We start from the raw sequence: 20,962 nt of genomic DNA, 5'->3' as shown, positions 1-20,962 counted from the left end.
GAAAAAGAATAAAACCATGAAAAAGAATTGTTTTCTCCTTCTCTTTTTGCTTTGTACCTGCCTCGTTCAGGCACAGGATACGTATCGTACCGACAAGGATGTACCTTACATTTCCGGCTCCGAAACAGATGCTTATCGTCTGGAACGTTGTAAACTGGATGTTTATTATCCCGAGAATAAAAAAGATTTTTCCACCATTGTATGGTTTCATGGCGGTGGTATGGAAGGAGGAAGTAAATTTGTTCCCAAGGAACTGACGGATCAAGGCTTTGCAGTAGTGGCGGTTAATTATCGTCTGAGCCCGAAAGCAAAGAACCCGGCTTATATAGAAGATGCCGCCGAAGCTGTGGCATGGACATTCAAGAATATCGAAAAGTATGGCGGTCGCAAGGATCGTATCTTTGTTTCCGGCCATTCGGCGGGAGGTTACCTTACGTTGATTCTGGCAATGGATAAGAAATATATGGCTGCATATGGAGCCGATGCGGATAGTGTAGCTGCCTATCTTCCGGTCAGTGGACAGACTGTCACTCATTTTACCATCCGCAAAGAACGTGGCCTGCCCAACGGAATCCCCATCATTGACGAATTTGCTCCGGTAAACAAGGCCCGCAAGGATACCGCCCCTGTTGTGCTGATTACGGGGGATAAGAATCTGGAAATGGCTGACCGGTACGAAGAGAATGCACTGCTGGCATCGGTATTGAAGAATATCGGCAATCGGAAAGTCTCTTTATATGAACTGCAAGGATTTGACCACGGACAGGTACTCGGTCCTGCCTGCTATCTAATTGTTAATTATGTGAAGAGGTTCAAATGAAAAATACAGGTCATTTAAGGAAAATATCTGTGAAATGTAACGTTTCTCATAGTCTGTGAATCATTTATTATATCAGAAATCGGTCGTATTGGCTACATTCACTCCGATTTTACAAACTAATAAATAAAATAGCTATGAAGACATTAAGCAGAACTGTACTTACTCTTTTTGTTTTGTCCTTCTCCTGTTTGGCAGCGATAGCCGGAGAAGTATCTTTTAAAATAACCAGGCAATATCTGAACTTCCCCATCTCCCATAAAGAGAACAGAGGAAGAATGACTTTTGAAGTAAACGGCAAGCAAGATTTATCCGTCGTTATCCGTCTGGCACCGGATGAAGCGGAGTACTGGGTGTTTAAAGATGTGTCGGCTTTCAAAGGAAAGACGATCAAGATAACCTACGACGGCAATGAGAAGGGATTGAGTAAAATATACCAGTCCGACGAAATCGAAGGACAAGCTGAACTGTATAAGGAAAAGAACCGTCCGCAATTCCACTTCACTACCCGGAGAGGCTGGATCAATGACCCTAACGGATTGATCTATTATGAGGGCGAATACCACCTGTTCTACCAGCACAATCCTTTCGAAAGAGACTGGGAGAATATGCACTGGGGTCATGCGGTCAGCAAGGACCTGATACACTGGACAGAATTACCGGACGCTCTGTATCCCGACCATTTAGGAACGATGTTCTCCGGTTCGGCAGTCATCGACTATGATAATACCGCCGGATTCAATAAAGGCAAGACTCCAGCCATGGTTGCCGCCTTCACTGCCGCCAGCAGTGACAGACAAGTGCAGGGGATAGCCTACAGTCTTGATAAAGGACGTACATTCACGAAGTACGACAAGAATCCGGTGATCAACTCCAAGGAGAAATGGAACTCTCAGGACACACGCGACCCGAAAGTGTTCTGGTATGCGCCCTCCAAACATTGGGTACTGGTACTGAACGAGCGCGACGGACACTCCATTTATACCTCTTCCAATCTCAAAGACTGGAAATACGAGAGCCATGTTACAGGCTTCTGGGAATGTCCCGAATTGTTCGAACTGCCGGTTGACGGTGACAAGAACCACACGAAGTGGGTGATGTACGGTGCTACCGGTACGTATATGCTAGGCTCTTTCGACGGCAAAGTATTTACTCCCGAAGCCGGAAAATACTGCTATACCACCGGAAGTATCTATGCAGCCCAGACCTTTACCAATATTCCGGCAAGCGACGGCAGACGCATCCAGATAGGCTGGGGAAGAATCTCCCACCCCGGTATGCCTTTCAACGGAATGATGATGCTCCCCACTGAACTGACTTTGCGTACCACCAAAGACGGCATCCGCCTTGTCAACGTTCCCGTAAAGGAGGTCGAATCTTTGTGTAAGCCTCTTCGTTCCTGGAAATCTCTTTCTTCGGATGAGGCCAACCGCCACTTGAAAGAGTTTTATGATGCCGACTGTCTCCGCATTAAGACAACGATCAAACTCTCTCATGCCACGGATGCCGGATTCAACCTTTTCGGCCAGCGCATGATCGGCTACGACATGAACTCCAATACTTTGAACGGCCGTTTCTACTCTCCCCAAGACCCGACCAGCATGGAATTGAGTGCCGATATTTACATTGACCGCACCTCTATCGAAGTATTTATCGACGGCGGACTGTATTCTTATTCCATGGAACGCCGCCCTGACACTAACAACAGAGAAGGACTCCACTTCTGGGGAAACCGTATCGAAGTGAAAGACCTGCAAGTCTTTTCCGTAGAATCCATTTGGTAGACGGAAATCAAAAGCTATCTTTGTTTTCAGTTATTTAAATAGGAAAGAGAATATGAAAACGCGTAGTGAAGTTTTTCAGTTTGAGAAAGAGTTGAAATGGGAGCACCCCGCTCCGGGAATCCGTCGTCAGATAATGGGATACGACGGACAGTTGATGATGGTCAAGGTAGAATTTGAGAAAGGAGCGGTCGGTACGTTGCATGAACATTACCACAGTCAGGCTACCTACGTGGCAAGTGGAAAGTTTGAACTGACCATCGGCGACCGGAAAGAGATACTGTCGACCGGTGATGGCTACTATGTAGCACCCGACGAACCGCATGGATGCGTCTGTCTGGAAGCGGGAGTATTGATAGACACATTCAGTCCCATGCGGGCGGATTTTCTGGAATAGTTCCTGATGAATGGTAGGTTACCGGATAATGATGGTATAAATTTACCACATATATGGTATTTCCTGTCAACAAAAACTGCACTATCTTTGTAATATCTTAAAACAAAGGAAATTAAAAACAGATATATATGGAAAAGATTGCAAGGAAATTGACGGATTTGATAGGTAACACTCCGTTGTTGGAACTAAGTAATTATAATAAGAGTAACGGCTTGAAGGCTCGTCTGATCGTGAAAATCGAATCATTCAATCCCGCGGGCAGTGTAAAAGACCGCGTGGCATTGGCAATGATTGAAGATGCCGAAGTGAAAGGAGTCTTGACTCCCGGCGCAACGATCATCGAGCCTACCAGTGGAAATACGGGAGTAGGATTGGCATTCGTTGCTGCCGCCAAGGGGTACAAACTGATTTTGACGATGCCCGATACGATGAGCGTCGAACGTCGTAACCTTTTGAAAGCTCTGGGAGCGGAACTCGTGCTCACTCCCGGTGCCGACGGAATGAAAGGGGCGATTGCCAAAGCGGAAGAGTTGAAAGCTGCCACTCCGGGCAGCGTTATCTTACAGCAATTTGAAAATCCTGCTAATCCCGCTATGCATCTACGCACTACCGGACTGGAAATATGGAGAGATACCGAGGGGAAAGTCGATATCTTCGTTGCCGGTGTAGGTACTGGCGGGACAATTAGCGGAGTAGGAGAAGCATTGAAGATGCGCGATCCCAGTGTGAAGGCGGTGGCGGTAGAACCTGCCGACTCTCCGGTACTGTCCGGCGGAAAGCCCGGACCTCACAAGATCCAGGGAATCGGTGCCGGTTTCGTACCGAAGACTTATAATGCTTCTGTCGTAGATGAAATTATTCAGGTGCAGAATGACGACGCTATCCGTACCAGTCGTGCGCTGGCGGAGAAAGAAGGGCTGTTGGTCGGCATATCTTCGGGAGCAGCCGTCTATGCGGCTACCGAACTGGCGAAACGTCCCGAAAACGAAGGGAAGATGATCGTAGCCTTATTGCCCGATACGGGAGAGCGTTATTTATCTACTATCCTGTACGCGTTCGAAGAGTATCCTTTGTAAAGGAACGTTTTTTTTGAAAGAAATATAGAGAATAATCCTGTGGTTACTTGGCAAAACCGTATATTTGCCAAGTAACCATTTTTATTTAATACTATGCAAAACAAGACGTTAGGGATTCTGATGATTATTCTCCTGCTGTTTTCTGCCTGTAAAGATGAAGAAACTCCTCTCTCTTCAACGAAGCAATTAATCAGCTATTCGATTCAGAAGAGTGACAATCAAGGTAAAATTAAGAATGACGTGAGAGGTTCCATTAAAGGGAATGTGATAACGCTATCGATGGATCAATATGATGACCTGAAGTCATTGATTGCTACATTCAAGTATGAAGGAACGTCTGTAAGCGTGAATGGAGTCGGGCAGGAATCCGGCATTACTTCGAATGATTTTTCCCGGCCGCTGATGATTCTCGTAGAAGCAGAAGACGGCAGCAGGGAACAATATACAGTCGAAGTTGTCTTGAAAGATGCGCAGGTCTTATCCGAATTTCGCTTTTTGAGAAAAGATAATGCTTTGCTGACTGCTGATGTCTCATGTACGATTGAAGATGAGACTATTGTATCTTCCTACACATTTCCACAATCGAAACTGATTCCTGTCTTTACGACTGATGCCGTGAAAGTAATGGTAGATGATGTAGAACAGGTCAGCGGTGTGACGGAGAATGATTTCGCCTCTCCGGTCACTTATCAGTTTGTGATGCGGAATGGAGAAGTAGTCCGATACATCCTGACGCTGGACTTTATCCTGATTCCTCAGTTTACGATCACGACAGAAGACCCTAGTATAACGGAAATACCAAGTAAGGATTATTATTTGAATGCGACTCTCACCGTGGATGGCAAAGGGATTTATGAGAATTATACAGGCAAGACAGAGGTGAAAGGAAGGGGAAACTCTACATGGGGATATCCGAAGAAACCTTACCGGTTAAAGCTTGATAAGAAATCTGAGATTTGTGGTTTGGGAAAAGCGAAGAATTATGTATTACTGGCTAATCATATCGATCCTACCTTGATGCTTAACTCAGTTGCCTTCAAAGTCGGGCAATTGCTGGATATTCCTTTCACCAATCATGCCATTCCGGTGGATGTGGTTCTGAATGGCAAATACAAAGGCTCCTATCTGCTGACGGAACAGATAGAAATCAAAGAAAACCGTGTGGATTTGGATGAGAATAACAGCGTGATGTGGGAGCTTGATTCCTATTTTGATGAAGATCCGAAATTCAAGTCCGAAGCATTCAATCTTCCGGTGATGGTGAAAGACCCTGATTTGACTACAGAGCAGTTTGAGTATTGGAAGAAAGATTTTAATGCATTTACCGTGCAGTTTGCAAAGGAGCCGTTAGAAGGAAATATGTATGTGGATATGATTGATATCGAATCGGTTGCAAAATATCTGATTACCTTTAATTTAGTACACAATATGGAGATTAACCATCCGAAAAGTATCTTTATTCATAAAGAGGGGAAGGGTAAGTATGTTATGGGACCGATTTGGGACTTTGACTGGGCGTATGATTACGAAGGTAAAGAGACACATTTCGGGAGTTATGAAACTCCGCTCTTTTCTGATGATATGAATGGGGTGGGAACCGCTTTTTTCCGACGTTTCCTGCAAGATAGCCGGGTAAGGAAACTCTATAAAAACTTTTGGCAAGACTTTAAGTCAAATAAATTGAATGAGTTGTTGCAGTATATAGATGATCAGGCCAAGCTTATTAAACCATCTGTAACGAGAAATAGTGAATTATGGGAAAACACCCGTTCCTTTGATGCGAAAGTGATAGAGTTGAAGAATTGGTTAACGAATAGGGCAGAGTATATAGATGGTGAAGTAAATCAATACTGATAGAGTTTCATATATTAGCATTTCACTTCTCAGTCATTGACACTTGACTTTCGTTGACACTTGACTTCTCAGATAGAGGCTGACTAAAAAGTCGGTTGTATCTTCATTCTCCTCCTTCGAGAAGGAGGAGTACCCGTAGGGGGAGGTGGTAGGTGAATACATAACTCTGTCATTTACAATAAAATAGGAATATACATCATTTTTCCTACCACCTCGGTCTTCGACCACTCCTCCTTCCGGAAGGAGGAGAGTGTAGATACTCCCGACTTTTTAGTCACTCCCTGCCTGATAGACTGACTTATAACATCATGAAAATACATGATTTTGCAAGTGATTCCATGAGGTTTGTACATCTCATGGTTTTTCGTCTGCCCGCAGACCGAAAACTTTTCCTGTCATCTGATCTACAGGTACTTTCCATACTTTGACATTCCGTACGGCAGGATCGGAATAGCTGAACTGATCCTTTGTGTAATGGCGCATGATAATGTCCAGTGCATGACGTTTTTCCTCCATATCTTCTATGAATTCTACTTTCCCACGGCACATGGCACTCTCCGAGCGCATACTGTAGCTGCAAGCTACCTGCTTGTGCTGATAGACAAGTTTGTGTCCGAGGCTAAACGTGATACACACGTTGTTATTACGTTGCAGCATTTCTATCTTTCCCCCTTCGGGACCGGAATGGAGGTAAAGAGTATCGTTCTCATAACCGAAGTTCATAGGAACTACGTATGGATTGCCTTCTAAGTCTGTTATGCCTACAAAGCAGGCATCAGCTTGAAGGATAATGGATTCGATTCGTTGCTTGTCTTCGATAACGATTGTTTTCATTCTAATGTCGGTTTTTACAGGTTTGTGCCAAGCCTCTGGCACAGTTGTGCCACCGCATTGGCACTACTATGCCAAGCCCTTGGCACAAGCGTGCCAATAGGGTGGCACAGAAGAGTATACTATTAATCCGTTTTTACAGTACTTGTTTCTATTTCTCAATCAGCGCAAAGTCTAATTGCTTCTTCTCCAGATTGGCACGTGCCACGCGAATGGTGATGGCATCTCCCAGGCTGTATATCTTGTTCTTACGGCGTCCCCGGAGGCAATAATTCTTTTCGTCGAATTCATAATAGTCATCATCCAGGTCACGGATCGGAACCATACCTTCGCATTTGTTCTCGTTGAGTTCAACGTAAAGCCCCCATTCCGTTACACCGGAGATCACACCGTCATAAACTTGTCCGAGACGTTCGCTCATGAATTCTACCTGTTTGTATTTGATAGAAGCACGTTCGGCATTGGCTGCAATCTGTTCCATGTTCGAACTATGGTCGCAGAGGTCCTCGTATTTGCTTTCGGATACGCTACGACCGCCGTCCATATACTTCGTAACCAAGCGGTGTACCATCATATCCGGGAATCGGCGGATGGGTGAAGTGAAGTGGGTGTAATAGTCGAATGCCAGTCCGTAATGGCCGATATTGTGCGTAGAATAACGCGCTTTCTGCATGGCACGGATGGATACGGTTTCAATCAGGTTTTCTTCCTTCTTGCCATGAATGTCATCCAGCAAATGGTTGATAGACTTTGATATATCTGTTTTCGTTCCGCTTGTACGTACCTTATAGCCGAAGCGGGCGATGAACTGTGACAGGTTTTCCAGTTTTTCCGGATCGGGCAGATCGTGGATACGATAAGGAAGAACTTTTGCTTTTTTGTTCTTGGGTACACGTCCCACTTTCTCTGCTACTGTCCTGTTGGCAAGCAGCATGAATTCTTCTACCAGCTTGTTGGCATCTTTGGATTCTTTGAAGTATACGCTGATAGGTTTTCCCTTTTCGTCGATTTCAAACTTTACCTCGTAGCGGTCGAAGTTGATGGCTCCTGCTGCGAAACGTTTCTCACGAAGTGCTTTGGCGATGGTGTCCAGCATGAGAACTTCTTCTTTAAAATCGCCTGTTTTCGTTTCGATGATCTGCTGCGCCTCTTCGTAAGTGAAGCGACGGTCGGAGTTGATGACGGTATGTACGATGCGGGAGTCTCTAACTTCTCCTTTCTCGGTGATGTCGAAGATGACGGAGAATGCGAGTTTCTCTTCATTCGGACGCAAGGAACAGATGAAGTTACACAAGCGTTCGGGAAGCATCGGGATGGTGCGGTCCACCAGATAAACGGAAGTCGCCCGCTTTTCTGCTTCTTTGTCGATGATGCCGCCTTCTTTTACATAGTGAGTCACATCGGCGATATGTACGCCTACTTCCCACAATCCGTCTTTGATGGGGCGGATCGAAAGTGCGTCGTCGAAGTCCTTGGCGTCTTTCGGGTCGATGGTGAAAGTCGTTACCTTACGGAAGTCTTCGCGTCTGGCTATCTCTTCCGGAGTAATTTCTGCGGGGATCTTATCGGCTGCTGTTTCTACCGCTTTCGGATATACGTAGGGCAGGCCGAACTCAGCGAGAATGGCATGCATTTCTGTTGTATTGTCTCCTGCTACACCGAGGATGTCGATCACTTGTCCGATAGGATTCTTTGCCTTGTCGGGCCATTCGGTTACTTTCACGATTGCCTTGTCGCCGGTTTTTCCTCCTTTCAGCTTCTCTTTCGGGATGAAGATGTCGTTGGCAAGTGTACGGTTTTCCGTAACTAAGAAGGCATACGACTTGGCTACTTCCAGTGTACCTACAAAGGTATCATTGGCACGTTCCAGAATTTCGATGACTTCTCCTTCCGCGTCTTTATTCTTCCGTTTGGCGTAGAAAGTGATCTTTACTTTGTCATTGTTCATGGCATGTGCCGAATTGCGTTCGGCAACAAAGATCGGATCGCCTCCACCTTCGGGGATAAAGGAGTTCTTTCCGTTGCTCTTGCGTTGGAAGGTACCGATCATCTCCGTTCCGTGATTGTTGAGGCGGAACTTTCCTTTTTCAATTTCGGAAATATAATCGTCATCTGAAAGGTCGTGTAACAGGTCAGCGCATAGCATTTTCTGCGGATGGGTAGTGAGATGCAACTCCGAGAAAATATACTTCATACTAAGCGTTTCGCTGGGTTTGGCATGGAAAAAGTCTATCAATAACGCTGCCAGCTCTTTCTTACTCATTCTTTTGCCGGCCTTTTTCTCTTTCTTTTCTTTCTTTTTCGCCATAATGTATAGAATTGATTTATTTGAAAATTCTTTGATGGGAGTACAAAGTAAACAAATATTTGAATTTGATAGTTATGAATTGGATAAAACTTTCACTGACTTCGATAATTTCGTCCTTATTAAAATAAAAAGCATCCCTCCGGTGATTTAGGAGGAATGTTTATAAGAGAGAATAATTGAGAAATGCAAAATGGCTTTTATTTTATATTTATTGTATCTTTGTAGCATCATTCTTTTCTTATACATTGAGGTTATAATTAATGGAGAGTATCTTAATAACAGGAGCAAGCGGATTTATAGGGAGTTTTATTGTCGAAGAGGCATTAAAACGAAAGTTTGGTGTGTGGGCAGGGATTCGTCCTACCAGCAGCAAAAAGTACTTGAAGAACCGGAAGATCCACTTTCTGGAACTGGACTTTGCCCATCCCAATGAATTACGTGCCCAACTCTCCGGACATAAAGGGACCTATAATAAGTTTGACTATATCATCCATTGTGCGGGAGTCACGAAATGTCCGGATAAGAAAACCTTTGATTATGTGAATTATCTACAGACCAAATACTTTATTGATACACTGAAAGCGCTGAATATGGTTCCGAAGCAATTCATCTATATCAGTACGCTGAGCGTATTCGGGCCTGTACGCGAAAAAGACTATTCGCCGATAGAAGCCGATGATGCCCCGATGCCTAATACTGCCTACGGTTTTAGTAAGCTCAAGGCTGAACTCTATATTCAGAGTATTCCCGGTTTCCCTTATGTTATTTATCGCCCTACAGGAGTTTACGGCCCTCGTGAACTGGATTATTTCCTGATGGCGAAGTCCATCCGGCAGCATGTTGACTTCTCTGTCGGCTTCCGGCGGCAGGACCTGACTTTTGTTTATGTAAAAGACATTGTGCAGGCCATCTTCCTTGGAATAGAAAAAAAAGTGACGAGAAGAGCCTATTTTCTGACTGACGGGAAGGTGTATAATAGTCGTGTATTTTCGGACTTAATACAAAAAGAACTGGGTAATCCGTTTGTTATTCATGTGAAATGTCCATTAATTGTGCTAAAAGTTATATCTTTGCTCGCTGAATTCATTGCAACACGTTCCGGCAAGAGCAGTACGCTGAATTCTGATAAATATAAAATAATGAAACAACGTAACTGGCAATGTGATATAACCCCTGCCATTAATGAGTTAGGGTATGCTCCCGAATATGACTTGGAGAAGGGAGTCCGTGAAACCATTGACTGGTATAAAAACGAAGGATGGCTTTAGACTTATTTAAGCGAGTGGAAACCCGGAAGGGGTTGTTTGCTGTGGAGAAGATTACATTGATTTATAATCTGTTGACCTCCATTTTGATTCTGTTCCTGTTTCAGCGAATGGATCATCCATGGCACATGTTGCTGGATAGGGCGATGATCGCCGCAATGACTTTTTTGCTGATGTATCTTTATCGGCTGGCTCCTTGCAAGTTTTCGGCGTTTGTACGTGTTGCCATTCAGATGAGTCTGCTTTCCTACTGGTATCCGGATACGTTTGAGTTTAACCGGTTCTTTCCGAATCTCGATCATGTATTTGCCATAACCGAGCAGTTTATCTTTAACGGACAGCCTGCTATCTGGTTCTGCCACACATTCCCGCATCTTCTGGTCAGTGAAGCATTCAATATGGGATATTTCTTTTATTATCCGATGATGCTCATTGTGACGGTGTTTTATTTTATCTATAAATTTGAATGGTTTGAGAAGATGTCGTTTGTACTGGTGACTTCTTTCTTTATCTATTATCTGATTTATATCTTTGTTCCGGTAGCAGGGCCGCAGTTCTACTTCCCGGCTATAGGGTTTGACAATGTATCTAAAGGAATTTTCCCGGCTATTGGCGACTATTTCAACCAGCATCAGGAACTGTTGCCCGGTCCGGGATATCAGCATGGGTTTTTCTATAATTTGGTAGAAGGTTCGCAGCAGGTAGGAGAGCGTCCTACGGCAGCTTTCCCCAGTTCGCATGTCGGTATTTCTACCATTCTTATGATTATGGCATGGCGTGGCAGTAAGAAACTCTTTGCCTGCCTGATTCCTTTTTATATGCTGCTTTGCGGGGCTACTGTATATATTCAGGCACACTACGTTATCGATGCGATCGTAGGTTTCTTCTCTGCATTCTTGTTGTATGTTGTAGCAACCTGGATGTTCAAGAAATGGTTTGCGCAGCCGATGTTCAAGTAAAACTAATCTAAAAGAGAATTTACTTTTTCAGGAATTGTTTCGAATATCCGGAACAACTCTTCTTTTGTTTCTGCCCGCAACATGGCAATACGAGTCTCTTTAAAATTAGGAATCCCTTTGAATAACGGACTGGCAGCCAAGTGGCGGCGCACGTGCAAGATGCCCCTGCGTTCATCAAGCAGATTCACACTGTCAATCACTTCCTGGCGAAGTACCTCCATACACCATTCAAAGCTGAGTGGCGGCAATTCCTCTCCCGTTTCCAGATAATGCTTTACTTCCTTGAATATCCAGGGACGTCCGAAGCTGGCACGACCGATCATGACTGCATCTACTCCGTGACGGTCAAAGCACTCCTTGCAGCGTTGAGGTGTTGTCACGTCTCCGTTGCCAATGATAGGAATGTGCATCCTTTGATTGTTCTTCACTTCTCCGATCAGTGTCCAGTCTGCTTCTCCGGTGTACATTTGCGCACGGGTTCTACCGTGAATGGTTAGTGCGGCAATGCCGCAATCCTGTAGTTGTTCTGCCAGGTCTACAATGATTTTATTGTTGGCGTCCCATCCTAAACGGGTTTTCACTGTCACAGGTATTTTGACTGCGTCCACTACGGCACGGGTAATTTCCAGCATCTTCGGAATATTCTGCAGCATTCCTGCTCCTGCTCCTTTTCCTGCTACTCTCTTCACGGGGCAGCCGAAGTTTATGTCGAGAATATCGGGCTGCGCCTGCTCTACGATCTTCGCAGCTTCGACCATCGTTTCCGTATCTTTACCATAAATCTGAATGGCTACAGGGCGTTCTTCATCGCTGATACTCAGTTTCTGTGCAGTCTTGCTGACAGCGCGTATCAGTGCATCGCTCGATACAAATTCAGTATATACCATGTCAGCTCCGAACTTTTTGCACATCAGGCGGAAAGCAGGATCTGTCACGTCCTCCATCGGGGCGAGTAGTATAGGGTGTTCTCCCAGGTCTATATGGCTTATTTTCATAATCGATACTTCTTTTTGCGGTGCAAAGGTACGGATAAAAACTGAAAGAACTATTTGTTGAGGTAAGTTTCACGGATACGGATTAATTCGTACCTTTGCATTCTCCTATCACATTTAAATGATTATCAGATAGTAAAATGAATATAAAAGATTTTGAAATAATGGCGCCTGTCGGTTCGCGTGAATCCCTTGCGGCAGCCATTCAGGCTGGAGCCGATTCTATCTATTTTGGTATAGAAAACCTTAACATGCGTGCCCGTTCTGCCAATACGTTTACCGTTGATGACTTGCGTGAGATAGCTCAGACGTGTGATGAACATGGAATGAAAAGCTATCTGACCGTTAATACCATTATCTATGATAAGGATATCCCTTTGATGCGTACGATCGTTGATGCGGCTAAAGCGGCAGGAATATCAGCGGTGATTGCTGCCGATGTAGCGGTAATGAACTATGCCCGTCAGATCGGTCAGGAGGTACACCTGTCTACTCAATTGAATATATCGAATGCGGAAGCCTTGAAGTTCTACGCCCAGTTTGCCGATGTCGTAGTGCTGGCCCGTGAGTTGAATCTGGAACAGGTGGCCGAGATTTATCGTCAGATTCGGGAAGAGAATATCTGCGGTCCGAGCGGAGAGCAGATTCGTATTGAAATGTTCTGTCACGGTGCCTTGTGCATGGCAGTCTCCGGTAAGTGCTATCTGTCTCTGCACGAAATGAATCACTCGGCCAATCGGGGTGCCTGTATGCAGGTATGCCGCCGTTCTTATACGGTTCGCGATAAGGAGACGGATGTGGAACTGGATATCGACAATGAATATATCATGTCACCGAAAGACTTGAAGACCATTCATTTTATGAATAAGATGATGGATGCGGGTGTGCGTGTATTCAAGATTGAGGGACGTGCCCGCGGTCCTGAGTATGTGCGTACGGTGGTGGAATGTTATAAAGAAGCGATAAAGGCCTATCTGGATGATACGTTTACAGACGAAAAGATTGTCGCTTGGGATGAACGTCTGAAAGCAGTCTTCAACCGTGGCTTTTGGGATGGCTACTATCTGGGACAACGCTTGGGCGAATGGACGCGGAATTATGGTTCGGCCGCTACTGAACGTAAAATCTATGTGGGCAAAGGTATCAAATACTTCTCCAATATTGGCGTCTCTGAATTTTTGGTAGAAGCTGCCGAAGTCAGCGTAGGCGACAAGCTGCTGATAACGGGACCTACCACCGGCGCAGTCTTTATGACACTGGACGAAGCGCGTGTCGATCTGAAGCCGGTAGAGACGGTGAAGAAAGGGCAGCGTTTCTCAATGAAATCAGAGAAGATACGTCCCAGCGACAAATTATATAAATTGGTGTCTACCGAAGAATTGAAGAAATTCAAGGGACTTGATGTAGAACAGAAAAGAGGATAAACAATGAGCCAGTATATCTACGAATTGGAGATGAAGGTGCGTGATTACGAATGTGACCTTCAGGGGATTGTCAACAATGCCAATTATCAGCATTATCTGGAGCATACCCGTCATGAGTTTCTGACCTCGGTAGGTGTTAGCTTTGCGGCGCTTCATGAACAGGGAGTCGATCCGGTAGTGGCACGTATCAATATGGCTTTCAAGACTCCGTTGAAGAGTGGGGACGAGTTTGTCTCCAAACTGTATATGAAGAAAGAAGGCATCAAATACGTATTCTATCAGGATATCTTCCGCAAAAGCGATCAGAAAGTAGTAGTGAAATCCACTGTTGAGACGGTATGTGTGGTAAACGGACGTTTAAGTAACAGCGAATTGTTCGACAATGTCTTTGCACCATACCTGAAATGACCGATAACGAACAAGAACAAATATATAGCATCGCTCTGACAATGGTGCCCGGTATCGGGCACATTGGGGCGAAACGTCTGGTAGAGGGCATGAAGAGTGCCACCGATGTGTTCCGCTTCCGGAAAGAACTGGCGCAGCGATTATCTGGAGTACATGAACGGGTGTCGGGTGCACTGGACTGTCCGCCAATTATTGCCCGTGCCGAACAGGAACTCGTATTCCTGCAAAAGAATCATATCCAGTGCCTGACATTTCACGATGAGGCATACCCTTCCCGCTTGCGAGAGTGTGAAGACGCTCCTGTTGTATTGTTTTATAAGGGAAATGCCGATTTGAATGCTCTCCATATCATTAATATGGTGGGCACCCGCCACGCTACTGATTACGGTACGCAACTCTGTACTACTTTCCTCCGTGATTTAAAAACTTTGTGTCCTGACGTATTAGTTGTCAGCGGCCTTGCTTACGGCATTGATATCAATGCCCACCGGAGTGCATTGGACAATGACTTGCCTACGGTCGGCGTGTTAGCTCACGGACTGGACCGTATTTATCCTTCTCTTCATCGTAAGACAGCCGTTGAAATGCTTGATAAAGGCGGATTGCTGACAGAATTTCCTGTCGGTACAACACCGGATAAACACAATTTTATCAGTCGCAACCGTATTGTGGCCGGTATGTGTGATGCTACGATTGTGGTAGAATCGGCTGCCAAAGGCGGCTCTCTGATCACAGCCGAGCTTGCGGAAAGCTATCATCGCGACTGTTTCGCCTTCCCTGGTCGTGCGACCGACGAATATTCAAAAGGGTGTAACCAACTGATCCGTGACAGTAAAGCATCCCTCCTGTTGTCTGCCGAAGACTTGGTGGAAGCGATGGGATGGACGTTGGATTCGCATCCGGTAAAGGTAGAGAATGTACAGCGCAGCCTGTTTCTGGAACTGACAGAAGAGGAGCAAAAGGTAGTCCATACGTTGGAAAAACAAGGAAACTTACAGATTAATACCTTAGTGGTAGAGACAGATATTCCCGTACATAAAATGAGTGCAATTCTCTTTGAACTGGAAATGAAGGGAGCCGTACGGGTATTGGCAGGAGGAATTTATCAATTACTATAAATCTAATAACCAACCTAAAACAATTTAAAATGAAACGACATTTTTGGGCATTCATGGCAGCAGCATGCCTGTTATCCGTTCAGAACACACATGGACAACAAATGGTTCCTGCACAGAAAATCTCCGCAGCACCCGTTGCAGGTGTACAAATGACTCTTGCGCAATCCGATGGAATTGCTTTTCGTGAACTTTCTTTCCCGGAGGCTTTAAAAAGAGCGGAGGTGGAAGACAAACTACTTTTTGTTGACTGCTTCACGACTTGGTGCGGTCCTTGCAAGAGGTTATCCAAGGTCGTTTTTAAAGATTCCCTGGTTGCCGATTATTTTAACCGTCATTTTGTGAATCTGAAGATGGACATGGAGAAAGGTGAAGGAGTGGAACTCAAAAAGAAATATGGGGTACATGCGTATCCTACTCTTCTTTTCATTAATTCAAGCGGTGAGGTCGTATACCGGCTGGTGGGTGCTGAGGACGCTCCTGAATTGCTGAAGAAAGTGAAACTGGGTGTAGAGTCCGGTGGACTTTCGGGACTTAAGAAACGTTATGAAGCAGGTGACCGTGACTTGGCTTTTATCTGCGGATACATCAATGCGCTTTTTGCTGCCAACCGTGAACTGGAGGCAGGACAGGTGGCAGCTGATTTCTTGCAGGGAAGTGAACAGAAAATGCTGGAAGATGAAGATTACTTCTTGATATTCTATTACTATGTGCATGATGTTAACTCTTCCGCATTTCAGTATGCGGTAGACCATCAGAAAGAAATTGCTGACAAATTTCCCCGTCAGGCCGCTTCTCTCGACCGCAGACTGCTCGAAGACTGGATAGTCGGTTCGTATGCTTATCTGAAAGTGGACGAGTCCGGTCACTGTACGTTTGACGAACAGGGTTTGGATGCCTACGTGGGGCAGATGAAACAGATGAATGTGGCGGAAGCTGATATGATAGGTGAGAGTCTACGCCTCAGCAGAGACGGTATAATGAAGCAATGGGATTCATTTGTAAAACGTGGCGATAAGATACTTGCCTCGCACACCATTTTGGGTGACGAAGGGCATTTATTGCAATGGGTGAATTGGCTCAACAAGGAGTGTGCAGATATGTCATTGCGTGAGAAAGCTGCTCAGTGGTGTGATAAAGCCTGCGAAGAATTGATAAAGAAGAATGAGGAGATCAAAAAGAACTTGCCTCCCGGAGCTATTCCGGCTGTTTCTATGGTAGACCATAAAGGACAGTTGCTACAGGTGGCAGAGAAACTGAGAAAATCAAAAGAGAAAAACTGAATACTTTGTTTGCGGGCGGCGAAGGTATAAAAAATATGTTTATCCTTACTTATCCTGCTTTTTTTCTCTTATCTTAGTGGCATAATAAAAAACAAACAACTATGAATCAAACACGTTGTATCGTAATTTTGTCTATTCTTGTTCTTTTTGTAGCAAGCGTATCTGTTGCCGGAAATATCTCTTTGCCGGATGCTTCTCAAAAGGTTTTTGAAGGAAAACCGTGTATTAACTCTCCCCGGACGGTTGGCAATTATCCTGCCAGTCCTTTCCTCTTTTATATTCCTACTACCGGTCAGCGGCCGATGGAATGGAGTGCGGAGAAACTTCCGAAAGGATTGAAACTGGATTCGAAAACAGGGATTATCACAGGATCAGTAGCTTCTAAAGGTGAATATACCGTCACTCTAAAAGCTAAGAACGCATTGGGGACCAGTACGGAAAAGCTCGTGATCCGCATTGGTGATGACTTGCTGCTGACCCCTCCTATGGGTTGGAACAGTTGGAATACTTTCGGGCGACATCTCACCGAAGAGTTGGTTTTGCAAACTGCGGATGCGCTGGTAGCTAACGGAATGCGGGATTTAGGCTATTCCTATATTAACATCGACGACTTCTGGCAGTTGCCCGAACGGGGAGCTGACGGACATTTGCAGATTAATAAAGATAAGTTCCCGCGTGGAATAAAGTATGTGGCAGATTATCTGCACGAGCGCGGTTTCAAACTCGGAATTTATTCGGATGCGGCCGATAAGACTTGTGGCGGTGTATGCGGCAGTTACGGCTACGAAGAAGTGGATGCGAAAGATTTCGCTTCGTGGGGTGTCGATTTGTTGAAGTATGATTATTGCAATGCTCCTGTCGACCGGGTGGAGGCTATGGAGCGCTATGCTAAGATGGGAAAGGCGTTGCGTGCTACAGGGCGTTCTATCGTGTTCTCCATTTGTGAGTGGGGGCAGCGCGAACCTTGGAAATGGGCAAAGCAGGTAGGCGGACATTTGTGGCGCGTTTCGGGAGATATAGGCGATGTGTGGAGCCGTGACGGCAACAAGTTGGGCGGACTTCGTGGTATCTTGGATATTCTTGAAATTAATGCTCCTTTGAGTGAATATGGCGGTCCTTCCGGTTGGAATGATCCGGATATGCTGGTAGTTGGTATCGGTGGGAAGAGTATGAGTATCGGATATGAATCGGAAGGTTGCACTCACGAACAGTATAAGTCTCATTTTGCATTATGGTGTATGATGGCTTCTCCATTACTTTGCGGAAATGACGTACGAAGTATGAATGACAGTACATTGCAGGTTCTGTTGGATAGGGACCTGATTGCTATCAATCAGGATGTGCTGGGCAAGCAGGCGGAGCGCAGCATCCGTGCAGATCATTATGATATTTGGGTAAAGCCGTTGGCTGACGGTCGCAAAGCGGTCGCTTGTTTTAACCGGGCGGATGCTCCGCGTACTATAGAATTGAATTCAAAAACGGTGGAAGGCCTGTCTTTGGAACAGGTGTATAGTCTTGACAGCCGTTCTATGGAAAATGCAGTGAATAACATAATGGTGGATTTGGCGCCTTACCAATGCAAGGTTTATATCTGTGGAAAGCCGAAAAAATAGCCAATGACAGTACTGGAATGACAGTAATAAATCTCAGAGGTAGGATAAATAAAGAAAGGTTGGGGCATAAAAAAAGGAGCAACGCCTTGCTCCAACCTTTGTTAACCTTAAATCTAATACTATGAAAAAAATCACATGACAAATGTAAGCCTTCTGACTATTCCTTCCAAATAATATTCTTGTATTTGCGTCTCTTTTGATTTCTTTCACGGATTTTCACTGTTATCGCACACAATGGGTCTGAATTGAGGAATCTCAGGCTTTTTATTAACTAACAAGTTTGTTACTAACAAAGTTGTTAGTAACAAACTTGTTAGTCATTGACGATGCAATCCTTGCCTATGTATCAGTCCTCCAGTTATTTAATTTGTTATTAACGCTCGAAGGGCTTGAGGGCTTGACAAAGGCTTTTTTATGTTGTATATTTGTAGTTGTAATAACAACAATAAAACTCAAATTAAAATTTAGAAACGAATGAGAGGAATCTTATCTTTTGCTGCACTGGCTGCGATGTACTTCCCCGGATGTACAACGAGTAAAAATGCGGTGCATTGTCTCAGCCGATGGATTAAAGGTTGTAACCCGTTGGTCAAAGAACTTATACCGACAGGTTACTTGCCGTACAATCACCGGTTTTTGACATCAAAACAGTATAAGATCATAACAAAACATCTAGGAGATCCTTATGAGGATTAGGGTATAAGTAACCCGCCAATGAGCAAAAGGCTGCAAACTTTTACGGAGTTTGCAGCCTTTTTTGTTGCATAAATTCAAGAAAAAGAGATTGGAAAGGCGTATGGACGTTTTTAATAAACTTAGGAACCGTTTCTAATAAACGATGAAAGAATTTATTAGAAACTCAAATACGGTTTTAGTATAAAGTGTCTATGTTTTTCATTATGGGTGAATCGGGAGAAGGCAGCATCGTATTCCTTGGATTAGTCTATAGGTAAATTTGCATGACGATTCCTGTCTTTCTCTCATTGACCGTTTTGTATGACAAAGTATCATGTTGATTTTTCATTGGTTATACTATAATACAGCTAATTTGTACGTAATTCTATTTGAGCAAACAGAATAATTCGTTTATTTGCATATGATAAATACCGAAATGAGTATTATTGCTCTATTATATATATGTATATCCGGTTTTCTAAAATTATAAAGCTATGAGAAAGCACACTTTTCTATTTATTATCTTTTTGTATGTTGGCACCTGCATACAGGTTAAGGCAACAGATCAAAGAGGGGAATATCTCGTCATAGGTAAAGATACATTGGAAATGCTTACTTGGCCATTGGGAGATAGTGAGACTCTGAGTAAGCAGATAAAGAACTGTATTTCGAAGCGCTCCTTTTCTACTGATTGCGGGCGGGGGTATGTCGGTATATGGAGGCTGGAAGCCGACAGACTCTATTTGGAGAAAATTATAGATCATTGTGGTAATGAACCTTACACTTATGCGAATATAGGAAGTGTGTTTGACGGTTACAAAGACAAACAAGGACGAATCGAGGCTTCGTGGTTTAGTGGAGAGATGCGGACTATTAAAGGAAAGTTCCTCACCTATGGAGAATTTGGACGAATCTTTGAACATGAAACGGTATATCAGTTAAAGAATGGCGTAGTAACAGAAAAGCAGACTTATCACAATATGATAAAAGAAGCATCCATAAGCGGGGGACATGCCATCTGTAGTATTTTAGAGAACTTCAACGGCGATTTATTTCCAGAGTTAGCCGACCGGAAGTTATATGCCCGTATTGAGTTGTTGCCTCATGATAATGGGAAAATAGATAGCCTTAGTATTTCTCTGCGAATAGACGAAGGCGATCTGAAGACCTATGAACCTGATCATCCGTATGTAAAGGAATTGAAAAGATGCCTTGACCTCATTCCCGACTGGGATGTCACCCATCTATATGGAAAAAAGGAATGGAGAATAATTTATGAAAACATATGGGGTGGAAAAGGGTGTAAAGCTGGATTTACAGAACATCAAATTCCGGATCTTGTCTATTTAAAAGATACGCTTTATGCAATCAGAGAGTTTCCACTTCAATATGATACTCGTCTGTATGCCCGGCTGCGTCCCTATGTCAATAAATGCTTCGACTACAAATGCAAGCGGGGATATGTTGCCACATGGGAACTTTCCGACAATCGTTTGTTCCTGAAAAGTATCCGGCGTTTGAATGATAAGCAACCGTTTCCTTTAGAGCGTATCTTTCCGGATATGAAGCCCGGTGAGCGGATAGAAGCGACATGGTATAGCGGTCGTCCGCTGTTGATATATGGTGAGAAGCTGAAAAAGTTCAGAGAGTACTATCCCATAGAAATTGACAGTGAAATAGAAAAAGGGAAAGTTCTCCATATGGATGTTTATCGCAATTATATAACTCCCCGTGATGACAGGGGGTATGCAGCTTGTAAGAAGATACTGGAAGCATTGGACTGGAATAAGGATTCTGAGCTTGACGGAAGAAGGATTGTGGTGGATTATACCATTCTGCCTGATATGGATGGGACAATTCAACAAATTCATGTGGAGTTGGATATAAGCGGTCCGGCTAAGGGCGATCAGTCCCGGATTGTGGATGATCGGATTACTGACCCTAACCATCCTTATATAAAGAGGTGTCGTGATGAACTGAGTAAAGTCAGATGGGAAGTATTATATGAACGTAAAGAGATCATTCCCGTAAAAGGTTCGGTGCATATACAGAATATGCGGGGGAATGTGATGGATACCTATTGGGAGAAACAGCAATGAACGCACTTCCGAAAAAAAAGATTCATCTGTATAGTCGATTGAAAATAAGAGAATTACTTTAGGAT

General features: G+C 44.3%; 18 protein-coding genes. 14 read left to right on the top strand and 4 right to left on the bottom strand.

Going from position 1 to position 20,962, the window contains the following annotated elements:
- The first annotated feature begins 16 nt into the window (after window positions 1-16).
- From ACHLI0_RS13150 to ACHLI0_RS13130, 5 genes are all read left to right on the top strand, one after another.
- Entirely contained in the window at window positions 17-820 is an 804-nt protein-coding gene (locus ACHLI0_RS13150) for an alpha/beta hydrolase (RefSeq protein ID WP_185981466.1), read from the top strand.
- A 134-nt stretch (window positions 821-954) separates the two neighbouring features.
- Window positions 955-2,601 carry a glycoside hydrolase family 32 protein gene (locus ACHLI0_RS13145; RefSeq protein ID WP_258970695.1) on the top strand — a complete coding sequence of 549 codons (1,647 nt, stop codon included), beginning with the start codon at window positions 955-957 and terminating at the stop codon, window positions 2,599-2,601.
- 52 nt (window positions 2,602-2,653) lie between these two features.
- The gene (locus ACHLI0_RS13140; RefSeq protein ID WP_011108621.1) at window positions 2,654-2,995 is read left to right on the top strand and encodes a cupin domain-containing protein; all 342 of its coding nucleotides are present in this window, start codon (window positions 2,654-2,656) and stop codon (window positions 2,993-2,995) included.
- Between the two features lie 128 nt (window positions 2,996-3,123).
- The gene (gene cysK, locus ACHLI0_RS13135; protein WP_008761704.1) at window positions 3,124-4,071 is read left to right on the top strand and encodes a cysteine synthase A; all 948 of its coding nucleotides are present in this window, start codon (window positions 3,124-3,126) and stop codon (window positions 4,069-4,071) included.
- 93 nt (window positions 4,072-4,164) lie between these two features.
- Entirely contained in the window at window positions 4,165-5,925 is a 1,761-nt protein-coding gene (locus tag ACHLI0_RS13130) for a CotH kinase family protein (protein WP_490749345.1), read from the top strand.
- Between the two features lie 173 nt (window positions 5,926-6,098).
- Here the strand turns inward: ACHLI0_RS13130 and ACHLI0_RS13125 are convergent, their stop codons facing one another.
- The 3 genes from ACHLI0_RS13125 to rnr all read right to left on the bottom strand — a co-directional run bounded on the left by ACHLI0_RS13125 (window position 6,099) and on the right by rnr (window position 9,064).
- Window positions 6,099-6,278: a hypothetical protein gene (locus ACHLI0_RS13125; RefSeq protein ID WP_490749344.1), complete on the bottom strand. Its 180-nt coding sequence runs from the start codon at window positions 6,276-6,278 to the stop codon at window positions 6,099-6,101.
- A 1-nt stretch (window position 6,279) separates the two neighbouring features.
- Window positions 6,280-6,759 carry a pyridoxamine 5'-phosphate oxidase family protein gene (locus ACHLI0_RS13120; protein ID WP_008767342.1) on the bottom strand — a complete coding sequence of 160 codons (480 nt, stop codon included), beginning with the start codon at window positions 6,757-6,759 and terminating at the stop codon, window positions 6,280-6,282.
- A gap of 148 nt (window positions 6,760-6,907) precedes the next feature.
- Window positions 6,908-9,064, bottom strand: a complete 2,157-nt coding sequence (rnr, locus tag ACHLI0_RS13115; RefSeq protein ID WP_048698551.1) for a ribonuclease R — start codon at window positions 9,062-9,064, stop codon at window positions 6,908-6,910.
- Window positions 9,065-9,324: 260 nt separating this feature from the next.
- Here rnr and ACHLI0_RS13110 point away from each other — a divergent pair, with 260 nt between their 5' ends.
- Window positions 9,325-10,332, top strand: coding sequence for an NAD-dependent epimerase/dehydratase family protein (locus ACHLI0_RS13110; RefSeq protein WP_055219015.1), 1,008 nt, complete (start codon window positions 9,325-9,327; stop codon window positions 10,330-10,332).
- Complete coding sequence (locus tag ACHLI0_RS13105) at window positions 10,323-11,288, top strand: phosphatase PAP2 family protein (RefSeq protein WP_234119188.1); 966 nt, start codon at window positions 10,323-10,325, stop codon at window positions 11,286-11,288. The genes ACHLI0_RS13110 and ACHLI0_RS13105 overlap by 10 nt, the downstream gene beginning before the upstream one ends.
- Window positions 11,289-11,290: 2 nt before the next feature.
- On the opposite strand, the gene dusB is transcribed toward ACHLI0_RS13105, so the two are convergent.
- Window positions 11,291-12,283, bottom strand: a complete 993-nt coding sequence (gene dusB / locus ACHLI0_RS13100; protein ID WP_490749343.1) for a tRNA dihydrouridine synthase DusB — start codon at window positions 12,281-12,283, stop codon at window positions 11,291-11,293.
- 137 nt (window positions 12,284-12,420) lie between these two features.
- Here dusB and ACHLI0_RS13095 point away from each other — a divergent pair, with 137 nt between their 5' ends.
- The 7 genes from ACHLI0_RS13095 to ACHLI0_RS13065 all read left to right on the top strand — a co-directional run bounded on the left by ACHLI0_RS13095 (window position 12,421) and on the right by ACHLI0_RS13065 (window position 20,897).
- Window positions 12,421-13,704, top strand: a complete 1,284-nt coding sequence (locus tag ACHLI0_RS13095; protein WP_490749342.1) for a peptidase U32 family protein — start codon at window positions 12,421-12,423, stop codon at window positions 13,702-13,704.
- Window positions 13,705-13,707: 3 nt separating this feature from the next.
- On the top strand, window positions 13,708-14,112 hold the full coding sequence (locus ACHLI0_RS13090) for an acyl-CoA thioesterase (RefSeq protein ID WP_008761720.1): 405 nt from the start codon (window positions 13,708-13,710) through the stop codon (window positions 14,110-14,112).
- Window positions 14,109-15,230 carry a DNA-processing protein DprA gene (dprA, locus tag ACHLI0_RS13085; protein ID WP_234119186.1) on the top strand — a complete coding sequence of 374 codons (1,122 nt, stop codon included), beginning with the start codon at window positions 14,109-14,111 and terminating at the stop codon, window positions 15,228-15,230. Before ACHLI0_RS13090 ends, dprA begins: the two co-directional genes overlap by 4 nt.
- A 29-nt stretch (window positions 15,231-15,259) precedes the next feature.
- Complete coding sequence (locus tag ACHLI0_RS13080; protein ID WP_490749341.1) at window positions 15,260-16,510, top strand: thioredoxin family protein; 1,251 nt, start codon at window positions 15,260-15,262, stop codon at window positions 16,508-16,510.
- A gap of 101 nt (window positions 16,511-16,611) precedes the next feature.
- Complete coding sequence (locus tag ACHLI0_RS13075) at window positions 16,612-18,123, top strand: putative Ig domain-containing protein (RefSeq protein ID WP_490749340.1); 1,512 nt, start codon at window positions 16,612-16,614, stop codon at window positions 18,121-18,123.
- Window positions 18,124-18,597: 474 nt separating this feature from the next.
- Window positions 18,598-18,819 carry a DUF4248 domain-containing protein gene (locus ACHLI0_RS13070; protein ID WP_008761724.1) on the top strand — a complete coding sequence of 74 codons (222 nt, stop codon included), beginning with the start codon at window positions 18,598-18,600 and terminating at the stop codon, window positions 18,817-18,819.
- A 473-nt stretch (window positions 18,820-19,292) separates the two neighbouring features.
- The gene (locus ACHLI0_RS13065; RefSeq protein WP_490749339.1) at window positions 19,293-20,897 is read left to right on the top strand and encodes a hypothetical protein; all 1,605 of its coding nucleotides are present in this window, start codon (window positions 19,293-19,295) and stop codon (window positions 20,895-20,897) included.
- Window positions 20,898-20,962 lie beyond the last annotated feature (65 nt).

Source organism: Bacteroides sp. RCH18, assembly GCF_058231005.1.
This window is presented reverse-complemented; position numbering and strand designations above follow the sequence as displayed.